At 40.6% G+C, this 22,489-nt stretch carries 17 protein-coding genes; 13 read left to right on the plus strand and 4 right to left on the minus strand.

Features of this window, described 5'->3' with window-relative positions; genetic code table 11:
* Window positions 1-104: 104 nt before the first annotated feature.
* Window positions 105-1,808: a Na/Pi cotransporter family protein gene (locus ABD985_RS10390; RefSeq protein WP_345371491.1), complete on the minus strand. Its 1,704-nt coding sequence runs from the start codon at window positions 1,806-1,808 to the stop codon at window positions 105-107.
* Between the two features lie 343 nt (window positions 1,809-2,151).
* Window positions 2,152-2,523 carry a CoA-binding protein gene (locus ABD985_RS10395; RefSeq protein ID WP_345371492.1) on the minus strand — a complete coding sequence of 124 codons (372 nt, stop codon included), beginning with the start codon at window positions 2,521-2,523 and terminating at the stop codon, window positions 2,152-2,154.
* 149 nt (window positions 2,524-2,672) lie between these two features.
* Between ABD985_RS10395 and ABD985_RS10400 the strand changes: the two genes are divergently transcribed.
* From ABD985_RS10400 to ABD985_RS10440, 9 genes are all read left to right on the plus strand, one after another.
* A complete protein-coding gene (locus tag ABD985_RS10400; protein WP_345371494.1) occupies window positions 2,673-3,470 on the plus strand; it encodes a DUF4905 domain-containing protein in 798 nt (265 codons plus the stop codon).
* Window positions 3,471-3,576: 106 nt separating this feature from the next.
* Entirely contained in the window at window positions 3,577-4,542 is a 966-nt protein-coding gene (locus ABD985_RS10405; protein ID WP_345371496.1) for a lytic transglycosylase, read from the plus strand.
* Between the two features lie 81 nt (window positions 4,543-4,623).
* Window positions 4,624-5,118 carry an acyl-CoA carboxylase biotin carboxyl carrier protein subunit gene (locus ABD985_RS10410; RefSeq protein WP_345371498.1) on the plus strand — a complete coding sequence of 165 codons (495 nt, stop codon included), beginning with the start codon at window positions 4,624-4,626 and terminating at the stop codon, window positions 5,116-5,118.
* Between the two features lie 299 nt (window positions 5,119-5,417).
* Window positions 5,418-6,017 (plus strand): ribonuclease HII, encoded by a 600-nt coding sequence (locus tag ABD985_RS10415; RefSeq protein WP_345371500.1) that lies wholly within the window; start codon window positions 5,418-5,420, stop codon window positions 6,015-6,017.
* 218 nt (window positions 6,018-6,235) lie between these two features.
* The gene (locus ABD985_RS10420; RefSeq protein ID WP_345371502.1) at window positions 6,236-7,198 is read left to right on the plus strand and encodes a Smr/MutS family protein; all 963 of its coding nucleotides are present in this window, start codon (window positions 6,236-6,238) and stop codon (window positions 7,196-7,198) included.
* Window positions 7,199-7,483: 285 nt separating this feature from the next.
* On the plus strand, window positions 7,484-8,104 hold the full coding sequence (locus ABD985_RS10425) for a hypothetical protein (RefSeq protein ID WP_345371503.1): 621 nt from the start codon (window positions 7,484-7,486) through the stop codon (window positions 8,102-8,104).
* Between the two features lie 169 nt (window positions 8,105-8,273).
* Window positions 8,274-9,314 carry a histidinol-phosphate transaminase gene (gene hisC / locus ABD985_RS10430; RefSeq protein ID WP_345371504.1) on the plus strand — a complete coding sequence of 347 codons (1,041 nt, stop codon included), beginning with the start codon at window positions 8,274-8,276 and terminating at the stop codon, window positions 9,312-9,314.
* A 367-nt stretch (window positions 9,315-9,681) separates the two neighbouring features.
* Window positions 9,682-11,304, plus strand: coding sequence for an SUMF1/EgtB/PvdO family nonheme iron enzyme (locus ABD985_RS10435; RefSeq protein WP_345371506.1), 1,623 nt, complete (start codon window positions 9,682-9,684; stop codon window positions 11,302-11,304).
* A gap of 112 nt (window positions 11,305-11,416) precedes the next feature.
* The gene (locus tag ABD985_RS10440; protein ID WP_345371508.1) at window positions 11,417-12,559 is read left to right on the plus strand and encodes a glycoside hydrolase family 3 N-terminal domain-containing protein; all 1,143 of its coding nucleotides are present in this window, start codon (window positions 11,417-11,419) and stop codon (window positions 12,557-12,559) included.
* 204 nt (window positions 12,560-12,763) lie between these two features.
* Here ABD985_RS10440 and ABD985_RS10445 read toward each other — a convergent pair whose 3' ends face one another.
* Window positions 12,764-14,044, minus strand: a complete 1,281-nt coding sequence (locus tag ABD985_RS10445) for an L-lactate MFS transporter (RefSeq protein ID WP_345371510.1) — start codon at window positions 14,042-14,044, stop codon at window positions 12,764-12,766.
* Between the two features lie 208 nt (window positions 14,045-14,252).
* On the opposite strand from ABD985_RS10445, the gene pflB reads away from it, so the two are divergent.
* Window positions 14,253-16,478 (plus strand): formate C-acetyltransferase, encoded by a 2,226-nt coding sequence (pflB, locus tag ABD985_RS10450; protein WP_345371511.1) that lies wholly within the window; start codon window positions 14,253-14,255, stop codon window positions 16,476-16,478.
* A 250-nt stretch (window positions 16,479-16,728) separates the two neighbouring features.
* Window positions 16,729-17,505 carry a pyruvate formate-lyase-activating protein gene (gene pflA, locus ABD985_RS10455; RefSeq protein ID WP_345371513.1) on the plus strand — a complete coding sequence of 259 codons (777 nt, stop codon included), beginning with the start codon at window positions 16,729-16,731 and terminating at the stop codon, window positions 17,503-17,505.
* Window positions 17,506-17,568: 63 nt separating this feature from the next.
* Here the strand turns inward: pflA and floA are convergent, their stop codons facing one another.
* Window positions 17,569-18,582 carry a flotillin-like protein FloA gene (floA, locus tag ABD985_RS10460; RefSeq protein ID WP_425550442.1) on the minus strand — a complete coding sequence of 338 codons (1,014 nt, stop codon included), beginning with the start codon at window positions 18,580-18,582 and terminating at the stop codon, window positions 17,569-17,571.
* A 546-nt stretch (window positions 18,583-19,128) separates the two neighbouring features.
* Between floA and ABD985_RS10465 the strand changes: the two genes are divergently transcribed.
* Together ABD985_RS10465 and ABD985_RS10470 are read left to right on the plus strand one after the other, a co-directional pair.
* The gene (locus ABD985_RS10465) at window positions 19,129-20,538 is read left to right on the plus strand and encodes a peptide MFS transporter (RefSeq protein WP_345371517.1); all 1,410 of its coding nucleotides are present in this window, start codon (window positions 19,129-19,131) and stop codon (window positions 20,536-20,538) included.
* A gap of 293 nt (window positions 20,539-20,831) precedes the next feature.
* Window positions 20,832-22,271, plus strand: a complete 1,440-nt coding sequence (locus ABD985_RS10470) for a peptide MFS transporter (protein ID WP_345371518.1) — start codon at window positions 20,832-20,834, stop codon at window positions 22,269-22,271.
* The last annotated feature ends 218 nt before the right edge of the window (window positions 22,272-22,489 follow it).

Here is a 22,489-nt window from a genome sequence, read left to right on the forward strand (position 1 = left end):
ACAAACAATCCCCTTACTTCCCATGAAAGTACTGTAAAACAAAAGCCCTTCGATCCACATGTCGAAGAGCTTCCATATATCAATAAATACTTCTGTTCACTACTTTAGTCTACCAAACCAGCTACTGCCTTAGAAACCCCCAAGATATGGTCTCCAATACGCTCTATAGAAGAAATCAAATCGTTATAGGCTAACAGTGCTCCTCCATCAGAGACCTTACTGATTCTCTTCATATTTTTCTTACGAAGTGAGCGACGGCAATTGTTGATTTTTTTCTCCAAATCAAGGGCATCATCCATTCTTACCCTGCCATATCCCTTGTTCATATTGACAATCATCAGGTCCAAAGCTTCCTGCACGATATCAAAGTACTCTGCAATTTCTTTTTGCTGGTCTTCCAATAGCCAAACATGTCCTCCATAACGTTTTTCTACCACGTAGGACATCGACTTAAAGACATCCGTGATACGCTCCAAATCATGAAGAATACGAATCAAAGAGCGAATCTCAATAGCAGCAACTTCTGAAAGAGAGCTCTTATCAGCTACTTTTATCAAATAATCAAAGAGCTCTACTTCTCTTTTATCAAACTTCAGTTCAACCTTACGAACAAACTGCATGGCTCTATCACGCTCCTGCTTATGTTCTTCACTCAACAAAAGCATATCCCTACAAGCTTCTGTTGCCGCCTTAATATCCTTAGCCATGAGATCATACTCTTTCTTGACATCCGTAATGGCAGCATCTAACGTATAGATTTGAGAGGTATTGACGTATACCAATTCCTCGGAAGTGTCTTCTAAATCTTGTACTCTTTGAGGAACAAGCTGACTCGCAAAAGCCTCAAGTAACGTATTAAAGTTTAACATAACGAACACATTCACAATGTTAAACAGGGAATGAAAAAGAGAAAGCCCTACCGTAATCGCTAAAGGATTATTCACCTCTGGCATACCGTAGTCTGTGTAATTCAGCATGATATAATCAATCCCATCCAACATCCAAGGTAAAACGGCTACCGCCCAGATACTTCCCAAGAAGTTAATAATGAAATGTGCTCTAGCTACTCTCTTGGCATTCGTATTGGATACCAAGGCTGCTAAGTTCGCTGTAATAGTCGTTCCTATATTCTCTCCAATCACCATAGCTGCCGCTACATCAAAAGGAATCATTCCTTCGCTACAAAGAACTAGGGTAAAGGCCATCGCTGCACTGGAGGATTGCATCACGATCGTGATCAAAAAACCTACTAGTACAAATAGCATAATCGACCAAATACCATAATGGGTGAGGTCTTGAAGAAAACTTACTTGAGCCAAACTAAGTGCAGGCACAGAATCTTGCATGGCGGCTATCCCTAAAAAGAAAAGAGAAAAACCCGCTAAAACCTCTCCCCAGCTCTTGAACTGACTCTTCTGAGAGAGATACATAGGCACGGCAATCACCAGCAAGCCCATCGCAAGCTTAGAGATATTCACCTGAAACCCTAAAATAGAAATCATCCAGGCGGTTACGGTTGTTCCTATGTTTGCACCTAGTACAATACTAATTCCTTGCTGTAAGCTCAGCAAAGAAGCATTGGTAAATCCTACCGCCATCACAGTGGTTACTGAGGACGATTGGATAAAAGCAGTCACTAAAAAACCGATAAACACTCCAATGATTGGAGTAGAGGCCATGGTGCTCACCACCTCCCGTATCTTGTCTTCAGTTACGTTTTTCAACCCTTCATTCATGGTTCTCATCCCATAAATGACTAAGCCTAAAGCTCCTAGGAAATTTAAAAAGTTGAGAAAACTGTAGTCCATAATGTTTGTTTGTACACATCAACGTTGCTCTTGGTAACAACGTCTTGTTTATATATCAGCAAAATCCAATGAAATATTGGAATTTCAATAAAATCCCGTGACGCAAATTAACTTAATTTATCACTGCTATGAACGATCTCTAACGTTTATTAACGATAAGTTAACAAACGTAAATCATACACTTTAATCTAAACTTACTTTTTAAAATGAATAAACATTCATTGTTGCAGGAAGATTTCATTTCCCACGGTTTTTATGATTTCACTGATGACTACAGCCAAAGGAGAAAGAAGAAATTGAACACTCCACCTCTTAACTTTTACTTTTTACCTCTTACCTTGCTTCAATAATTCCCAATGCTAAGCATGACCAACGTACACCCTTCCACGACTTCAATTCCTTTTTCTTCAGCTAAGCGCATCAATTCTATATTTTCTGTTCCTGGATTAAAAACGATGCGTTTTGGCGCTTGCTTAAGGATATAATCATACCATTCGGGCTGATTTTGAGGGCCTACATATAACGTGACCGTATGTACACTTTCATGAATCACTTCTTTATCCTGCGATATTTGCTTGCCGAAAACTTCCCCTTTCTTAATTCCTACGGGTACAATAGTATGTCCACGCTCTGTCAACATTTGAGCGGCACGGAAAGCATAACGACCTGTATTGGTCGTTGCACCAAGGATCAAAGTCTTTTTATCGTTTGCCATTGATTATAATATAATAGGATTAAACTAAAATACAATTTTCAAAGATTTGATGATATCATTCCATTAATAGAAACAAGAATTGCCTATTATTGTTAATGAATAAGCTTTTGATAGGACAATATTAAGAATTGACTCAGTAATACAAAGGAATGAAGATGGAGATCAAGGAAATCATCACCCACAAGAAAGAGGGGTGGCAAGTATGGAGACTGCTTTATGAGAAAGATTTTGTTATTGTGGAGTGGAGAAATGAAGAAGCTCGTAAGGTTGATTTTATGAAAATTGACTTGAAGGAAGGGAAAATCGATTGGGAAGGTATCTCCTTAGAAGAAGATTGGTGGGTGGGCGCTTCAGCCATTGCAGATGATCACTTGTATCTATATAATTTTGATGAAGAAGAACAGGTACCAAAAGTCAGGAATATCATTGCTATTGATCACCATAATGGAAAGGTGAAGTGGATCAAGGAAGGCTGTCAATATCTCGATGCGCAAAATGATGAGATACAAGCAATACACCCTGCCTCTGGCTCCTACCTATTACTTGCGGCAACAGATGGACGTACCTTAAAAGAAGCGCAAGAGCTTCCTGAGTTGCAATCCACCACGACAAACGTGGAAGAAAATATACATCGATATACGGAGACAAACCCTCATTTTGATACTTTTAAAAGGTTTTTAAGTAAATCACTGCACATACACCCTCATAAGCAAATCCTCTATTTGGAGCACAAGGAAGGATTTACACTAAGCTTTTATATGGAGGAAGATAGCAGTGCAAAGATCTACTCCCATTGGCTTTGCACCTTTAGTAAGGGAGGAGATTTACTTCAGAAAATCTGTTTGCAAGCACAAACAGAAGAAGTATCCTTGGATGCTTTTTGGAGTCAGGAAAACTACCTTTTTTACCTTGTTGAGAAGGATACCCTAGTCGTAAATAGGATTTAAACCATCTTAGAATAGGTAACCTTTAACATTTTTAATTTATATTGCCTTAGCGTAAGTGTTCCAAACCTACGCTAAGAATCGAACTTCAAATGATATAACACCCACTATGAGAAAACCTTGTTTTTTTCAATTATTTACGCTGTTCTTCCTTCTTTCATTTTCTTTATCCTGGGGACAACAACCTCAGCTTAGTATCAAACATGAAGTAAAGTCTGGAGAGACAGCACAATCCATTGCTAGCGCTTACAACATAGAAATCACTGACTTACTGGATTTTAATAAAAAAAACAGTAGTCTTCTTTCCATTGGTGAAGTACTTTACATTCCCAATCAAGAAAGTGACAATAACAATCCGGAAATTCCATCCAATCTATTACACCAACCGGCTGCTGCAGCTCCTCCAGCTAACCTGCAGTTAGCTAGTAGTAGAGGTGCACAAGAAAGAATCACTATTCCTGCAGGTGGTAGATTACCTATTATACACCAGATTGACATTAGCGAGAATGCTTATTCCTTGGCAAGCAACTTCAATGTTCCTGCTGATAGTATCTTCGTCTGGAACAAAGTTCCCATCAATGGAGACCTACATCCTAAAAAATGGATTATCGTAGGGTATGAATCAAATATGGGTAATACTTACGATGGTGTAAAGTCCTTACAAGTCGTCGCTGGAAGAGGTGCTTCAAGCATAGAATATGTTTCCAATGAAAACCCTACGATCATGGAAGGGCAAGGAGTCTTTAAAAAGGCCAGCACTCAGCCTGTAGAAAAAAGTGTTCCCAGAACAGAAGAAGGAAAAGCATGGATTGTTCCTATGCCTAACAGTGCTTTGAATAAAGCGGTTGCGATTTACAAAAAAGAAACTGTCGGGGAATATATTAAGGTGATCAATCCTATCAACCCTTCCAAATACACTGCTGTCAAAGTACTCGCTGAGCTTCCTCCGCATGAGGCACAAGGAGGGATTGTCATTAAGCTATCTGCCGCTGTATGTCGCAAGATTGGTATTAAAGAAGATGAGATGAATGGAAAGGCATTTCCAATTAAGATAGAATATATCGTACACTACTAGCAGTGAGCAGTGAGCAGTGAGCAGTGAACTTAAGTTATAGAACATGACTTTTACAGCAACCTAACAGATAAACAACAACATATGCAAATCAACACCAACAACAACACCTATAAAGCCGCTTTTGAGGAGGATTTACTACACTTGAATGATCAGTCTATTCCTCTAGATATCGCCAAACTTAAAGAAGGGCACTTCAGTATTATACACAACGACCAAACCTTTGATGTGGTGGTGGTTGATGCGGATTATGAGCAAAAAGCATTTACTATCAAAGTCAATAATCAACGTTTTACCTTAACCGCAAAAACGGACTTGGACTTGATGCTTGAGAAACTAGGCATGAACACACAAGTGAATACTGTTGTTAGCGACATTAAAGCCCCTATGCCTGGACTAATCCTTACCTATAGTGTTGAAGAAGGCCAAGAAATTAGTAAGGGAACTCCCCTATTAATTCTGGAAGCCATGAAAATGGAGAATGTCATCAAATCACCAAGAGACGGAGTGATCAAGAAACTAAACCGGAAAGCTGGAGAGAATGTGGAGAAGAACACCGTTTTGGTCTCTTTCCAATAGTTTTTATGTTACTACAGACGATGGAGCGCCCACAAAGGCGTTCTTCCTGTTTCATATTATTACAGATGATGAGGTGCCCACAAGAGGCACCTTTTTTTGCTTACTATTTTTCCTGAGGTTCGAGCGCCCACAAGGGGCACCTTTTTCACTTACTACTTTTCCTGAGCTTCGAGTGCCCACAAGGGGCACCTTTTTTACTTACTACTTTTCCTGAGCTTCGGGTGCCCACAAGGGGCACCCTTTCTGCATTTTTTCGTATCTTTGCCTGATAATTATACAACATCATCTAAAAATTATTCATGTTAGCATCAACCTTTGGATCAGGTAAAATTGAGGCAGGACTAGATGAGGCGGGTAGAGGCTGTCTAGCAGGACCTGTCGTAGCTGCAGCAGTTATTCTCCCTGTGGACTTCGAGCACCCGTTACTGAATGACTCCAAGAAAATCAGTGCAAAAAAAAGAGAGCTCCTTAAGGACATTATTAAGGAACACGCCCTTGCTTATGCGATTGCAGAGGTAAGTCCAGAAGAAATCGATAAGATCAATATTCTTAACGCCTCTTTTTTGGCTATGCACCGCTGTGTGGAACAACTAAGCGTACAGCCTGAGTTACTACTTATTGACGGCAACCGCTTTAACCCCTACCCTAGTATCCCCCATGAATGTATCATCAAAGGAGACGGTAAATATGCGAGTATAGCGGCAGCTTCCATTCTTGCTAAAACTTATCGTGACGAATTGATGCTGAAATTTGGAGAAGAATATCCCGGATATGGATGGGAAAAGAATGCAGGGTACCCTACAAAACAACATAGGGCAGCAATTAAGGAATTAGGGACCACTCCACATCATCGTAGTTCCTTTAAGCTACTCCCTGAGCAGACGAGTCTACCGTTTTAAAAATTTTCAACAAAGGTTATCACGGTTAATTGTCTATGAGTAAAAAAGCCTACTGAACTGCTTGTAGAGTGTATTAATTTTTCAATGATCAATTTTCAATTAAACTAAATCACCCAAAAAGGTTGCTGAACTAGCTCTAGAGTGTACTAATTATTGAAAATTAATCATTGATCATTGAAAATTGATAACTGATCATTAAAATATTAAACCATTATAAAATGAATATTGGAGATAGAGTAAGAAGTATTGGCGGTAACGAAGAAGGTATCGTCACCGGATTCATCAGTGAAAGAGAGGTAGAAGTGGAGATCGAGGATGGTTTCCGCATCCCTTTTTTACGCGCCGAACTGGTATTGGTTTCTAAAGACGAGACCAAAGCGTTTGGAGATAACCCAACACCCCTGGAAGATAGCTCAAAGAAGAATAAACCTCAAATCCCTGTTTATGCGGAAAAAGGAATATTCCTAGCTTTTACGCATCTCAACGACAAACTATTGGAGTTGCACCTGATCAATAATACAGACCTCACCATTCCTGTCTTATTGGGTTCTGAAAAGAAAGGAATGTACGAAGGAATCTACGTGGGAGGACTAAACCCTAAGACTCACAAGAAAGTGCACCAGCTCAACCTCGATGACTTTGAGCAATGGCCACTATTGATTGTACAGGGATTGCTATTCAAGGCTGGACTTAGTATCGCCAGAGAACCATTGGTACGCAAGCTTAAGTTCAAGGCCCAAGCCTTTATGAAAAGCAAAAAAGAGGTTCCTATGTTAGGGATGGATGGCTATGTCTTCCAATTGGATGTAGAGGAGCTAGGTGAGCTGGATGCCGACCAGCTAAAAAATGGTATTCTGGAAAGCGACCAACCTGCCCAGGAGCAAATCGAAATGCCTAAGGCCCCAAAAACAGAAATCGATCTACATGCAGAAGCATTGGGTATTGAAGGAGCGGACGAGAAAAATATTCTTAGCCTACAGATTCTGCATTTTGAAAAGGAGCTGGAAGCTGCTATCGCTCATGACAAACCTGCAATTACTTTCATACATGGAGTAGGTGCTGGTATACTTAAACAGGAGATCGAAAAAAGATTAAAGAAATACAAGGAACATATTGAGTTCTTCCAAGAGGCTCAAAAAGAAAAATTTGGCTACGGTGCCATTAAGATTAAGTTGAAATAAGAAGGAAGAAGGAAGAAGGAAGAAGGAAGAAGGAAGAAGGAAGAAGGAAGAAGGAAGAAGGAAGAAGGAAGAAGGAATTTAACGACTATTCTTGTTAAAAACAGCCCTATTCATAATTTTATCCTTCATCCTTTATCCTTTATCCTTTATCCTTTATCCTTTATCCTTTATCCTTTATCCTTTATCCTTTATCCTTTATCCTTTATCCTTTATCCTTTATCCTTTATCCTTTATCCTTTATCCTTTAGACAACTTCATTTTTGATCACCACTAATTGAAATTACCATGAAAATAGGTATTGGAACATTCTTTATCATACTAGCCCTATTGCTGTTTGGCATTGGTAAGCCCAAGTTTTCCAAAGAATACGAAGACTATAAGAGCGCCTCTCACACGATTTCAGAAGGCACTGTCTACCTAAATGGGAAGGTGGCGCCAACCACTCCCAACCTGATCAAGGATTTGGTATATGGATTCAAAGGGGAGTTTACAGGCTTTGGAAAATACAATGGTTTCAAACCCGTCGAGTTGTACGAACAGACGGTTCCTTTTATTACGGAAGATGGCAAAAACATCTCACTGGTTTTTGCACAACCTCCCCATAGAGGTCAATTTATCATCAAGCATATGCTTCCCGAAAAGACCCATAACAACACCGCCATTGTCTTGCAGGGAATCCGTAAAAATAGCATGCTCAATGTCTTAGGAGAAATGAAAGGAGATACGCTTCAAGTGAATTATAGTTATGTAGACACTCCTAAAGCTTATAAAGAATTTGTAGAAGGCGGCAACAGTATTCTAAATCAAGTATTTGCCGGATTGCTGGCAACAGGGCTATTGTTCTTGTTTTGGGGATTTTTAAGTAGACAGAAAAAGAAGAAGCACGGACGTAGAATACAGTATTAAAGTAAAAGAATTAGCCGATTATAGGTATTTGACACTCCTTCCTTGAAACAATTCCATTAACAATAGGATTATATTGTGTTTAATACATAAATTAACCATTTCACTATAATTAATTATCAGTAATTATTAGTCCGAAATTAATAATTATCAATAATCGACTGTATTCATTATGTTCGAACTAAACAAACTACTTCGCCCGCACATCGCAGACTTGAAACCTTATTCCTCTGCCAAGGACGAATATACAGGGGGATATGGCATTTTTTTAGATGCCAATGAAAATGCACTGGGTTCTGCTTCATCCACTACCCACAACCGCTATCCAGACCCTTACCAAAAAGAGGTCAAAACCAAGATTGCTGCCCTCAAAGGTGTTGATGTTTCCAATATTTTCTTAGGAAATGGAAGTGACGATATCATTGACTTACTATTTAGAGTATTGTGTCGTCCTGAAAAAGACAATATCATTATCATGCCTCCTACTTTTGGCATGTATCAGGTAGCTGCAGATGTCAATACCATTGAGTATAGAGTAGCTCCCTTGACGGATAAATTTGAGCTACAGGCAGACAAAGTATTGGAGCAAGTGGATGAAAATACTAAGATGATTTTCGTCTGTACCCCAAACAACCCTACAGGGAACGACCTTTCCACTCAGGAAATCAATAAGATTATCGAAAACTTCGAGGGAATCGTAGTTGTCGATGAGGCTTATGCAGATTTCACGACTCAGGAGAGCTATATTAACCACCTAGAGCAATATCCTAACGTAGTGGTATTACAAACCTTCTCCAAAGCCTGGGGAATGGCCGAGCTTCGTCTGGGAATGGCATTTGCTTCTTCAGACATCATCCATGTCCTTAACAAAGTAAAGATGCCTTACAATATCAATGGCATCACGCAAAAGATTGCTTTGGACGCATTGGAAAACGCTAATAAAAAAGAGGATATGGTTGCTGCTCTCATTGAAGAAAGAAAAAGATTAGAAGCAATACTCCCTACCCTTGATGTGGTACAGCATGTCTACCCTTCTGATGCCAACTTCTTATTGGTAAAAGTAGAAGATGCTAACGATATCTATCAAAAATTGATGGATAAGAAAGTGATTGTTAGAAATATCTCCAAGGCTCCTGGCTGTGAAGGATGCTTGAGAATCAGTGTAGGTACGGCAGAGGAGAATGCGGTATTGTTGGACGTGCTCCGCGATTAAAACGCTTTGTTGAGCGCTACGCTGTTGAGTAGAGCTTCGCTCTGTTGAGTTTCACCTTCGGTGAGTTGAGTTATTTATCTTATCAGAGCCTGTTTATAAAACAGAAAATTAATGACACCACTATTCGAAACGTTATTCTTACGTGGACCCTTGTCCTACAGACCGTGCGTGAGGCAAGGGCCTACATTGTATCGTATCATTAGAATAGAATAACTCAACTCACCGAAGGTGAAGCTCAACAGCACGGAGTGCTACTCAACAGCCGAGCGCTCAACAAAGCACCTATATGTAAATATTAACAAAATATCATTAGTTTTACGGCACCTAAAAAATTAAAGCAAAAACTACAAACCAATTATTTTCAGCCGTGAAACATTCAAGATTTCTTTTACTATTTGCCTTGGGTCTTATTGCTTTTTTCTCAAAGGCTCAAGAAAACAGAGGCTTTGGAGTGGCCCAAGCTACACCCGAAATTATAGAAGGTAAAAAATACGCCTTGGTCATGGGTAATAATATTTATGACCATGAAAATGCCTGGCCAAAGCTTAACAATGCCGTCAATGATGCCCAGGATGTTGCCGCAGCCCTGCAACAATTCCATGGATTTGAAGTCACCTTCTTACAAAATTCTACCAAGAAGAACTTTTTAGATGCATTCAGAAGCATTAGTGATAAGGTTCAGAAAAACGACCGCTTTTTACTTTTTGTCGCTGGGCATGGTGATTTTGACCCTGACCTTACCAAGGATGGTTATTTGGTCTTTAAAGACTCTCAAGACCCAAAAGTGGATTCCTACCGAGGCACTTATGTTGACTACACCCTACTCAACAGTATTCTGGATAATCTTAGCTGTGATCATGTAGGAGTAATCCTGGATGTTTGTTTTGGAGGAGTATTTAATGAAAGCCTCCGAAAAAGCAGTTCCCGTGGACAAAATAATATGTACAATCGAATCGCTCCTGAAACTTATGCCAAGATGATGCTGGGATACCGTACCAGAAAGGTGTTAACCTCTGGGGCTGACGAACCCGTTACCGATGGTGTAGGTCGTAACTCTCCCTTTACTAGCAGGGTATTAAAATCACTGACTTCTACTGAGAAACTGGTCTCTATGGAAAGAATCTTCCAAACGGTGAGGAGCGAAACTGGAAAGGGGCTTCTTAACCCCTTCGGCTCTAATAAAGTCGGCAGTGATTTTATCTTTCGCTATAAACTAGAAGGTATACTGGCGGACACTAATCCACTTGGAAATAATGAGATGGACCCTAAAGACCATGCCTTAACCTTGGTTCAAGGAGGATTCTTTAAAATGGGAGGAACAGAGTACGATGCCCAACCCATCCGAGAAGTAAAAGTAGACGACTTCTATATTAGCAAGCATGAGGTGACCGTAGCCCAGTTTGAAGAATTTGTTTTGGCAACCAACTACATTACCGATGCTGAAAAAGCTGGGAATAGTGAAAACTGGCGACACGACCCTAGAGGTATGGAACGCTTAAAGTCGGACTATAACCAACCTGTAATTTATGTATCTTGGAATGATGCCGTAGCCTACTGCAATTGGTTGAGAGAATCAACAGGAGATTTCTTCCGCCTTCCAACAGAAGCTGAATGGGAATATGCTGCAAAAGGAGGAAGCTCATCCAAACGATATACCTTTGCTGGTGGAAACTCAGCATTTGACGTGATGTGGTTTGATCAAAACGCTGACAATAACATTCACGCCATTGCCAAGAAAACTCCTAATGAGCTGGATTTATACGATATGAGTGGAAATGTATACGAATGGTGTGCTGACTACTACGGCCCATATCACAACGATGATACCGATAACCCTAAAGGCCCTGAGGCGGGAACAGACCGAGTTACCCGAGGAGGCAGTTGGAGAGATTATGAGGAGAATGGCTCCCCCTCCTATCGCAATAGCTTCTCACAAGGAGAAGGTGCTGACGACATAGGATTTAGAGTAGTAAGAGCAACTTATGAGTAAGCTGTAAGCCGATTGTAATGTTGGCAAGGGTCTTGCTTATTGGATTAAATTCCCTTTCTTTGAAGGGAATTTAATTCAAATTTTTCTTACTTCTCTAATGACAGACATCAAGATGCGAAAGATCCTGACCCTTATAGCAACCCTTCCGGCTATCGCCTATTTATATTTAAACTACAACCAATCTACTCACAAGGAATCCGAAAGCACTCCTATTATTCCACAAACCTCTTTTACACTAGAAGACTACTATACCAACAATCCATTTTTACATGCTAAAGTAGACTCTATTATGCAGAGTATCGACTCGGCAGCTTTATCGGCACAGGTTATTGTAACGGTAGGTGGCGATAGTGGCTACCCTGCAGCACAAATAGAAGACATGGTAAAAGAAGGGCATGTAGGAGGAGTATTGTTATTGAGTGGTGAGAAAACACAACTGACAAATCTTTCCAAAAAATATGATAGCCTAAGCCTACAAAATGGTCATCTACCCTTGATCTATAGTGCAGATGCTGAACCTTCTTTAGTCAATAAAAAGATCAAAGGTCTTCCTAAGTTTCCTAATACAAATACCTTAAAAACAGAGGAGCAGACGGTTGCTACTGCAGAAGCAATCTCCAAGGAACTTAAATCTATGGGTATCACTCATAACTTTGCTCCTATCTGTGATTTTAGTATCAATCGTTCGATCATCGGCAACCGTAGTTTTGGTAGTGACCCAGATACTGTTGCTAAGTATGCGCGTATCTTCTCAGAGGCAACACAAGGTATGCAAGTTGCCGCTACGGCAAAGCATTTCCCAGGACATGGAACTGTCAAAGGAGATACGCATAAGGAAGTAGTTTATATCGATGGAGAAATGCAGGAACTCCCCGCCTTCCAAGAACTTATCAATAGTGGCGTACTCTCCGTAATGGTAGGACATATTGCTGTCAAGAATAATCCAGAGTTTAGTACTTATGGAACCCCTGCCAGTTGCTCTAGACGTATTGTTTATGACTTGCTTACCATGCGTATGGGCTTTCAAGGAATTATTGTCACGGACGCTATGAATATGGGCGCGGTCAAAAATCTTCCTAATGCATCCATGAAAGCCCTGGAAGCCGGCTGCCATATGATCTTGATGCCTGCCAATGAAAAGCAACTACACAAAAAAATCCTTGAGCGAATGCAAAAGGATGAGAAATTCAAAAAACATATCTGGCGTTCTGCCTATAAAATTATTCGACTAAAAGTCTGCCTTGGCCTGTTGTAGCAGTGAGCAGTGAGCAGTGAGCAGTGAGCAGTGAAGTTTGATACTTTTCGTGTATCATTGCTAGTGCAGGAGTATTTAATTTTCAATGATTAATTTTCAATTTTCAATTATTTACTCCTCATTGTTCACTGCTCACTGTACATTGATAATTGTTCACTGCTCACTGTACATTGATAACTGTTCACTGCCCACTGCCCATTGTCATTACGCTACTTTTAGGGAAGCTGTTTCCTCTGCGTCCTGCAATTCACTCTGTTTTCTGACTTGCTTAATATTTCGTTGCATCAGGATAGACAACACCAATGCCACAATAAACAATCCGGCAAATATATATAATGTTTGCTCATAGCTTCCTGTTGCTTCACGAATATATGCAGCCATTTGCGGACCAATCAAACCTGCTACACCCCAAGCTGTTAAAACATATCCGCTGATCATAGATAAATGCTTCGTTCCAAAAATATCGCCAACAAAGGCTGGCATTGTTGCAAAACCACCTCCATAACAGCTAATAATAATAAAAATTAGCATCTGGAAGAAGAAAGCATTTGTTGTCTGTGGCAACAACATAAAAGCTACAATTTGTATCGCAAAGAATGCGGTAAACGTCATTGGCCTACCTATCTTATCCGAAAAGCTTGACCAAGCAATACGCCCAACACCATTGAACAAGCCCATGGCTCCTACCATCGCAATCGCTGCCGCTGTAGTCAAGCCTGCCACTTCCTGAGACAGTGGAGAGGCTACAGAGATAATCGCAATACCACAAGTAATATTAATAAAGAACATAAACCATAGGTAGTAGAAACGCTTTGTTTTCATGGCTTCCCCTACGGTTAGTTCTGCCAAATCTTTTTTCACTGCTTTTCCATTGCTATTCTCAGCAGTAACCATTCCTTTGGGCAACCATCCTGTTGGAGGAGGTGCCAAGTATTGTGCTGAGCTAATCATCACAACCATATACACCGCTCCTAGCATATACATAGTCGTAGAGATTCCCAACTCCGGAATACTAAACTGGTATACACTACTTGCGATCAAAGCTCCAAAACCAAAACCCATAATGGCTAAACCAGTCGCCAAGCCCCTACGATCCGGGAACCATTTGATCAGCGTAGATACAGGAGCAATATATCCTACTCCAAGACCCATACCTCCGATAACACCATATCCGAGATAGAACAACCATAAGTTATCAATATCGACAGCCCATCCAGAGAGTAATAGCCCTCCACCGTACAATACGGCAGCGATCATACCACTCTTCTTAGGTCCTAACTTCTCTGCATACTTCCCTAATAAAGCAGCCGTAAATCCTAAACAAAGAATAGCTATACTAAAAGCCCAGGCAGTATGGCTATACTCCCAACCTACTTGGTCAAAAAGTGGCTTCTTCAGTACACTGTAAGCATAAACAGCACCAATAGAAATATGGATCCCAACGGCCGAAGCAGCAATCAGCCAGCGATTTTTAACTTTTTCCATTTAAAGATTATTTGTTAAGTGAAGTGATGATTTAATTATTTAAGCTTCGGTAATACTACACTCAAATTAGACTTTTCGTTGATTCCATTTAACTTTATAAAGTTAATGGATGAAAACCACTCATCTTTGAGATGATTTGGCATATGGGGGTGTTAGCAAAAAAATGTGTTATTACATTGAGAATAGTCTCCAAAAAATATTGACTTTTATGGAAAAAAATACCTTTACCCCCGGCCAATGGCAAGACACTATTGACGTAAAAGATTTTGTATCCAAAAACCTCACTCCTTATGAGGGGGATGAGTCTTTTTTGAGTCCGATTTCAGAGAAAACCAAAGTATTGTATGACCTCTGTATGGAAGGAGTCAAGGAAGAACTTAAAAATAATGGCGTACGCTCTATCGACCCATCGACCATATCCCGTATCAACTCCCACGCTGCCGGATATATATCCAAAGACCATGAAGTCATTGTCGGATTACAAACCGATGAACTACTCCGAAGAGCTATAAAACCTTATGGGGGTGCTAGAGTAGTCGAAAAAGCCTGTGCTGAGCATGGTATCGCACTAGATGCCCAAGTAAAGGAAATGTTTGCCAAGTACATTAAATCACATAACGATGGCGTATTTGATGCCTATACCTCTGAGGTTCGTAAATACCGTTCATTAGGGTTCCTAACGGGACTTCCCGACAACTATGCCCGGGGTAGAATTATAGGGGATTACAGACGCTTGGCGCTTTATGGAGCAGACCGACTCATTGAAAGCAAGCAAGAAGACTTGGAGGCTATTACGGGACCAATGACAGACTACCGTATACGACTTAGGGAAGAAGTCAGTGAGCAAATCAAAGCCTTGAAAGAGATTATTGCATTAGGCAACACTTATGGCTTAGAGTTAGGAAGACCTGCTGAAAATGCTCAAGAAGCTGTACAGTGGGTCTATATGGCTTACTTAGCGGCTGTCAAAGAACAAGATGGTGCTGCCATGTCTTTAGGTAACGTATCAGCCTTTCTGGATGTCTATATTGAAAAAGACTTACAGGATGGAAGCATATCAGAGGAACAAGCACAGGAGATGATTGACCAATTTGTACTCAAGTTACGGATGGTACGTCACTTACGTATGGAGGCTTACAATGAGATATTCGCCGGTGACCCTACCTGGGTAACGGAAGCTATTGGAGGTATTAGCTTGAATGGAGAAAATAAGGTCACCAAAACGGCCTTCCGTTTCTTACAAACACTCTATAACCTAGGCCCTTCCCCTGAACCCAATATGACCATTCTTTGGTCACAGAAACTCCCACAAGCATTCAAAGATTTCTGCGCAAAGGTTTCTATTGATACCTCTTCCATACAGTACGAAAATGACGATCTGATGCGGGAAGTTCGCTGCTCGGATGACTATGGTATAGCTTGCTGTGTCTCCTTTCAGGAAATAGGAAAGCAAATACAGTTCTTTGGCGCTCGATGTAACCTCGCCAAGACATTATTATTGGCAATCAATGGCGGAAGATGCGAAAATACAGGTACACAGGTGATCGAAGGCATCCCAGCCTTGAAAAGTGACACGCTGGATTATGAGGAAGTTATGAGCAACTTCAAGCTTACCATGAAAGAAATGGCTAGGGTATACGTGGATGCCATGAATATCATCCATTATATGCACGATAAATACTATTACGAACGTGCCCAGATGGCTTTGGTAGATACCGACCCCAAAGTTAACGTAGCTTACGGTATTGCAGGACTATCCATTGTTGCCGACTCCCTATCTGCCATCAAGCACGCCAAAGTAACGGCTATCCGTGATGAAAATGGGCTTGCGGTAGACTATAAAATTGAGGGAGAATTTCCTTGTTATGGAAATGATGAAGATAGTGTGGATGAGATAGCCGTCTCGATCACATCACACTTCAATAAAGAGCTTGCTTCTCATGCTACCTATAAGAATGCAGAACCAACCATGTCTATCCTGACCATTACCTCCAATGTTGCTTATGGCAAGAAGACTGGTGCTACTCCTGACGGCAGGGCCAAAGGAATTCCGTTTGCTCCCGGAGCCAACCCGATGCACGGTAGAGATACACATGGGGCTATTGCTTCCCTTAATTCAGTTGCAAAACTCGACTATAAAGATGCGCTGGATGGAATATCTAATACCGTCAGCTTTATCCCTAAAACACTAGGAGGAGATCGAAAAGGACAAATCAGTAACTTAGTGGCTATTATGGATGGATACTTCGGTAAAGGAGCCCATCATATGAATGTCAATGTACTCAACCGTGAAGTCCTACAAGATGCGATGGAACATCCGGAACAATATCCTCAACTGACCATCAGGGTTTCAGGGTATGCTGTTAACTTTGTACGACTATCCAGGGAGCAGCAGCTAGAGGTATTGTCTAGAAGTTTCTTTGAGAAGATATGATCTAGCTGATGAAGGATGAAGGATGAAGGAATATAAACATTTAGATATTTATTCCTTCATCCTTTCTCCTTTCTCCTTTCTCCTTTCTCCTTTCTCCTTTCTCCTAAAAAGAACTTTTTATTGTAAACCTTTCTTAACACACACACCAACGTAGCACTTTTCTAATAGTCTATTGGTTTTATCCATGTAATACAGTAATAAATACCACTTATTACAAAATAAACCATTCACTATAAATCTCTGAAAAGAAATGACTGCTGCGAATTTTTGTCCATCTCCTTCTACTACAACCAACACTACGACTCTTAATGTACACTCCATTGAGTCATTTGGCACGTATGATGGCCCTGGTATTCGTTTAGTAATTTTCTTACAAGGGTGCCCATTTCAGTGCCTATACTGCGCCAACCCAGATACTATGGCTTATGGGGAGGGAACTAACATGGATATAGAAGAATTGGTAAAAAAAGCCGTAAACATGAAGCCCTACTTCTCTAATGGTGGAGGGGTTACAATTTCGGGAGGAGAGGCTTGTTCACAAGCGAAAGGGCTTATCCCTTTATTTAAGCGTCTGAAAGAAGAAGGTATTCATACCTGTCTGGATACTAATGGGTATATCTTCAACAAATACGTAGAGGAGCTTTTGACCTATACCGATTTGGTATTATTGGATGTCAAGCATATTGATGACGAGAAGCATAAAGTGATCACTAAACGCTCTAATAAAAAAGTACTGGACTTTGCCAAGTATTTGGAAGAGCAGCAAAAAGTCTTCTGGTTACGATACGTATTGGTCCCAGGGCTGTCCAATGAAGAAAAAGACTTACATGCCCTTGGAGCGCACTTCAAAAACTACCAGCAAATACAAAAGTTGGAAATTCAACCATATCATAAACTAGGAGTTCATAAATGGGAGCATTTGGGGATGGAATACCCTCTAAAAGACACTCCTGAGAATACTCCTGAGCAGTTAAAAGTGGCAAAAAGTATTTTTGAGCAGTACGCTGCTGAGGTGGTTGTTAATTAAGGTTGAACCGTTGAATCGTTGAATTGAGCTTTGCTCCATTCAACGATTCAACGGTTCAACTCATTAGTCAATCTCTGGATCTTCATCAGAACGTCTCACATGCTTCACTTCCTCCCTACTCGTTTCTGCAATCGCATCTCGCATTGTCGTATCTGACTGAATATTTCTCATTTTATAATAGTCCATAATCCCCAGGTTTCCTTTACGGAAGGCATCTGCCATTGCCTTAGGGACTTCAGATTCTGCCAAGATTACCTCAGCACGAGCTGACTGTGCTTTGGCTTTCATCTCCTGCTCCTCGGCTACGGCCATCGCCCTTCTTTCCTCTGCTTTCGCTTCGGCTACCTTCAAGTCAGCGTTGGCCTGATCAATTTGCAATTTAGCACCAATGTTACTTCCAATATCCACATCGGCAATATCAATGGACAAGATCTCAAAGGCCGTTCCGGCATCTAATCCTTTCTCCAATACCAATCGAGAGATTCGATCAGGATTTTCCAATACATCTTTATGAGAAGAAGAAGAACCAATACTGGTTACAATGCCCTCTCCTACCCTTGCGAGAATCGTATCTTCACCAGCACCACCGACCAATTGTGCAATATTGGCACGTACCGTTACTCTTGCTCTAGCAATCAACTGAATACCGTCCTGTGCTACTGCTGCCACATTAGGGGTATTGATCACCTGAGGGTTCACTGAAATTTGCACCGCCTCAAATACATCCCTACCAGCCAGGTCAATCGCTGCTGCTTGCTTAAAGGACAATGGAATATTGGCTTTTTCTGCCGAAATCAATGCCTTAATTACTGAGGGAACATGTCCCCCTGCCAGATAGTGGGTCTCCAAATCTGCCGTCGTCACTGTTGTAAGCCCCGCTTTAGTAGAGGTAATCATAGAATTGACAATCACTCGAGGAGGTACCTTACGAATTCTCATAATTACCAACTGGAATAAACTAATACGTACTCCAGAGAATATTGCCGTGATCCAAAGATTCACGGGCACAAAGTAAATAAAGACAAAGAAGCCAACCACTGCCAGCAACAACATCATCAGGATGAACCCTATATTCATATCCATGCCGTTTGAAAAAGTTTTGTATATATAGATTATTACAGATTTTCTGCTACTCAAATATAAACTTTTCCACAAGAGATTGAAACATTCCAACTACTTTTAAAAAAAGTAGCTTTACAGCAGGTTTCACCCATTAATATTTATTCACTTTCCATCTGAACTTATCCTCCATTTTCTCTTCAGGAAGGGAACTATGATTACCTCCTGATTATCAAACCACAAAAGAAATTAAGAAACATCCACCTTCATAGTCCAAGAATTTTCATTAACAAAACATCGTACAAATGTCATTGAAATTGTAAAATTCCAAGCAGATATTTCACTTCACATAACATTGTAGATTTTATCATTGGTTTATTCATAAATATCTACAACTTTTAATACTACTTGATACCAGCAGAATACAGTAGTAACCTCTACTACTTCCAAGGTTGTCAAAAGCTTCAGGTGTATCCTCTTCCTGTTTACCTCCTAAGAGAGTAATAGAAACGGGAGACTTTCAGATATGATGAATCAACAAATCATCTTTTAAATAGAAATAACGTGAGTCAACAAACATCCAAACAAGGACACCCGAAAGGGTTATACCTACTGTTTACGGTAGAAATGTGGGAGCGCTTTAGTTATTACGGTATGCGTGCCATCTTCATTTTGTACATGATCAAGGCCTTGCAATTTTCCAACGAAGACGCTTCCAATATTTATGGTACCTATACTTCATTGGTTTACCTGACCCCACTACTAGGTGGGTATATTTCTGACCGCTTCTGGGGAAACCGAAGGTCCATTTTTGTAGGGGGTATTTTAATGGCTATCGGACAGTTTGTAATGTTCTTGAGTGCCTCCATGTTTGACAACAACGAGGCTTTAATCGGTGGAATTTCCATGCCGATCCTATTGATGTATATCGCCCTTGGCTTTATTATCTTCGGTAATGGATTCTTCAAACCGAATATTTCCTCCATGGTAGGATCCCTATATCCAAGAGGAGATAATCGACTGGACTCTGCCTTTACCATTTTCTATATGGGGATTAACTTAGGTGCCTTCTTTGCTCCTCTGGTTACTGGTTTTGTAGGGGATACAGGAAATCCAGGTGATTTCAGATGGGGTTTCTTAGCCGCTTCCGTAGGAATGATCCTAGGAACCATCATCTTTGAGATGCAAAAAGAGAAGCATTTAGTAACACCTGAAGGACTACCCGTTGGAAACAAACCAATTCAACAACCTAAAGGAGTGAAAGGTCAAGGAGGAGACGGTGATCAACTTACTCGCGTAGATTACGACCGTATTGCCGTAATCTTTATCCTATCCATCTTCGTCATTGCCTTTTGGAGTGCTTTTGAGCAAGCAGGTGCATCTCTAACCGTTTTTGCAGACAAATACACCAATCGTAACCTAATGGGATGGGAAGTTCCCGCCAGTTACTTCCAATCTCTCAACCCTGCCTTCATTATGCTTTTTGCTCCTCTTTTTGACTTCATCTGGACAAAACTTGGAGATAAGCAACCTTCTTCTCCTCTAAAAATGTCCATTGGTCTAGCCTTATTGGGAATAGGTTACTGGGTCATTGCACAAGGAGTAGATAACGTGTCGGAAACACAAAAAGCAAGTATGTTCTGGTTAACAGCTATGTATCTATTGCATACTACTGGTGAGTTAGCACTTTCACCCGTAGGTTTGTCTGTAGTAAACAAGTTATCTCCTGCCAAATTTACCTCCCTGATGATGGGAGTATGGTTCCTATCTACAGTAGCCGGTAATAAATTGGCTGGGGTATTCAGTGCTTACCTTCCAACTGCTGAAAGTGGTCCAAAATCTATCATGGGTATCTATGAGATTACAGACCTTAACTCTTTCTTTATGCTGTTCGTATTTGTATCTGGTGGAGCGGCAATCATTCTCTTCTTGTTACATAGAGTGTTAGAGAAAATGATGCATGGTATTAAGTAATCAGACCACTAGAATAATTCCTTCTCAACGTAATCAATAACATTTAGCCTCAGTTTTAACAATAATCGTTAGAACTGAGGCTATTACATTGCCCAACACTTATAGGTATACATATTTTCCGTGATAAGAGAGTCACTGAATATCAGTAAAAAGAAGACTATTCTATGGTTATTTTCTCTGATAAATGTTTCTGTATTTTTTTTAATTCTGCTAAAAAAACCTTACTATTGATAATTTAGCGTGAAAAAATTGCACTAAACTAAGTAAACTTATACATCATTAAATCACTAACTATGAATAACACAACGGTTAATAGTGGCCATCCAAAAGGGTTATACATTCTGTTCTTCACAGAGATGTGGGAACGCTTCAGTTACTACGGTATGCGCGCTTTATTGGTACTTTTCCTAACTGCTCCATTATTTGGCATGGAGGGTATCGAAAGCCCCGCTTTCGCAGGGTTAGGTTGGGACAGAGGCGATGCACTCTCACTATATGGAACCTATACCATGTTAGTATATCTAATGTCTATCCCCGGTGGTATTCTAGCGGACAAGTGGTTAGGACAGAAAAAAACCGTAATGCTTGGTGGTTGGTTGCTGGTAGCAGGTCATGGTGTGATGGCTATCCCTCAAACGTGGGCATTCTATACAGCACTAGCACTTATCGTATTGGGTGTAGGTTGCTTGAAGCCTAATATCTCTACGATGGTTGGTGGTCTTTACAAAGACAAAGACCCAAGAAGGGATAAAGGATTTACCATTTTCTATATTGGCATTAACTTAGGTGCTTTCCTTGCTCCTTTGGCTTGTGGATCTATCGCAGCTACTTACGGATGGCACTGGGGCTTCGGTCTAGCAGGTATCGGTATGGCCTTTGGGCAGATTGTTTATATGTGGGGACAAAAATACCTACAGGGTGTTGGTGAGTCATTGAATACTGACCAAAACTTGAAAGCAGCGAACGACAAACCATTGACTAACATCGAAAAAGACCGAGTGGTTGTTCTTTTGATTTCATTCTTGATTATCATCTTATTCTGGGCTGCATTTGAGCAAGCTGGAGGTTTGATGAACCTATATGCTCAAGAAAAAACCAATCGTGTTATTGGCTTCCTAGGAGACATCAACCTTTCATTCCTTGAAAACGGTAATGCAATCCCTGCAGCATGGTTCCAATCTGTAAACTCTCTATTTATCCTTACATTAGGTCTTCCAGTAGCAGCATTCTGGGCAGCTAGAAGCAAAGCTGGAAAAGAGAGCTCTACCCTATTGAAAATGGCCATTGGTACGATGATCATGGGTGCTGGTTTCCTATTCATGTCGAAAGCAGCAATTGAAGCTGAAGCTACTACAGATGCCAAAGCAGCAATGATTTGGTTGGTATTGGCTTACTTATTCCATACTGTAGGTGAACTTTGTGCGTCTCCAACAGCACTTTCTTTCATTACTAAGCTAGCTCCAGCAAAATATGCTTCTATCATGATGGGGGTTTACTTTGCAGCAACAGGTCTTGGTAACAAAGTAGCTGGTGTGATTGGTGAGGTTGCTGTAAGTGACTCTACCAGCGAGTTGACGGTATTTACTTCTATTGCCGTGATCTGGGTAGCATTAGGTGGATTAGTTCTATTATTCCTGAAGAAGCTGAAGAAGCTTACGCACGGCGCCGAGGATGGAGAGTATACTTCAGTGAACGAAGCCGCTAAAGGTGAAGTAAAAGAAGAAGCAATGTAATTTACTGCTTTCCTGTTACTGGAAAGTCAATATATGTAGAGCGGTATAGGGCAGTGATGCTTTATACCGCTTTTTTTGTTGTTGAATCGTTGATTCGTTGAATCGAGTTGATTTGTTTATTGATTAAGGTAAGATTGAATATTCAATTAGGATTGAATCAGTCAACGATTCAACAATTACGGTCCAATAATTGTCTATTGATCTTTTTTAAACTTTCT

Source organism: Algivirga pacifica (assembly GCF_039543525.1).
Taxonomy (GTDB): Bacteria; Bacteroidota; Bacteroidia; order Cytophagales; family Flammeovirgaceae; genus Algivirga; species Algivirga pacifica.

What these genes read in the sequence shown, in the direction of transcription:
- ABD985_RS10390 (WP_345371491.1), bottom strand. Translation starts at nt 1,808, where the DNA reads ATGGACTACAGTTTTCTCAACTTTTTAAATTTCCTAGGAGCTTTAGGC.
- ABD985_RS10395 (WP_345371492.1), bottom strand. Translation starts at nt 2,523, where the DNA reads ATGGCAAACGATAAAAAGACTTTGATCCTTGGTGCAACGACCAATACA.
- ABD985_RS10400 (WP_345371494.1), top strand. Translation starts at nt 2,673, where the DNA reads ATGAAGATGGAGATCAAGGAAATCATCACCCACAAGAAAGAGGGGTGG.
- ABD985_RS10405 (WP_345371496.1), top strand. Translation starts at nt 3,577, where the DNA reads ATGAGAAAACCTTGTTTTTTTCAATTATTTACGCTGTTCTTCCTTCTT.
- ABD985_RS10410 (WP_345371498.1), top strand. Translation starts at nt 4,624, where the DNA reads ATGCAAATCAACACCAACAACAACACCTATAAAGCCGCTTTTGAGGAG.
- ABD985_RS10415 (WP_345371500.1), top strand. Translation starts at nt 5,418, where the DNA reads ATGTTAGCATCAACCTTTGGATCAGGTAAAATTGAGGCAGGACTAGAT.
- ABD985_RS10420 (WP_345371502.1), top strand. Translation starts at nt 6,236, where the DNA reads ATGAATATTGGAGATAGAGTAAGAAGTATTGGCGGTAACGAAGAAGGT.
- ABD985_RS10425 (WP_345371503.1), top strand. Translation starts at nt 7,484, where the DNA reads ATGAAAATAGGTATTGGAACATTCTTTATCATACTAGCCCTATTGCTG.
- hisC (WP_345371504.1), top strand. Translation starts at nt 8,274, where the DNA reads ATGTTCGAACTAAACAAACTACTTCGCCCGCACATCGCAGACTTGAAA.
- ABD985_RS10440 (WP_345371508.1), top strand. Translation starts at nt 11,417, where the DNA reads ATGCGAAAGATCCTGACCCTTATAGCAACCCTTCCGGCTATCGCCTAT.
- ABD985_RS10445 (WP_345371510.1), bottom strand. Translation starts at nt 14,044, where the DNA reads ATGGAAAAAGTTAAAAATCGCTGGCTGATTGCTGCTTCGGCCGTTGGG.
- pflB (WP_345371511.1), top strand. Translation starts at nt 14,253, where the DNA reads ATGGAAAAAAATACCTTTACCCCCGGCCAATGGCAAGACACTATTGAC.
- pflA (WP_345371513.1), top strand. Translation starts at nt 16,729, where the DNA reads ATGACTGCTGCGAATTTTTGTCCATCTCCTTCTACTACAACCAACACT.
- floA (WP_425550442.1), bottom strand. Translation starts at nt 18,582, where the DNA reads ATGAATATAGGGTTCATCCTGATGATGTTGTTGCTGGCAGTGGTTGGC.
- ABD985_RS10470 (WP_345371518.1), top strand. Translation starts at nt 20,832, where the DNA reads ATGAATAACACAACGGTTAATAGTGGCCATCCAAAAGGGTTATACATT.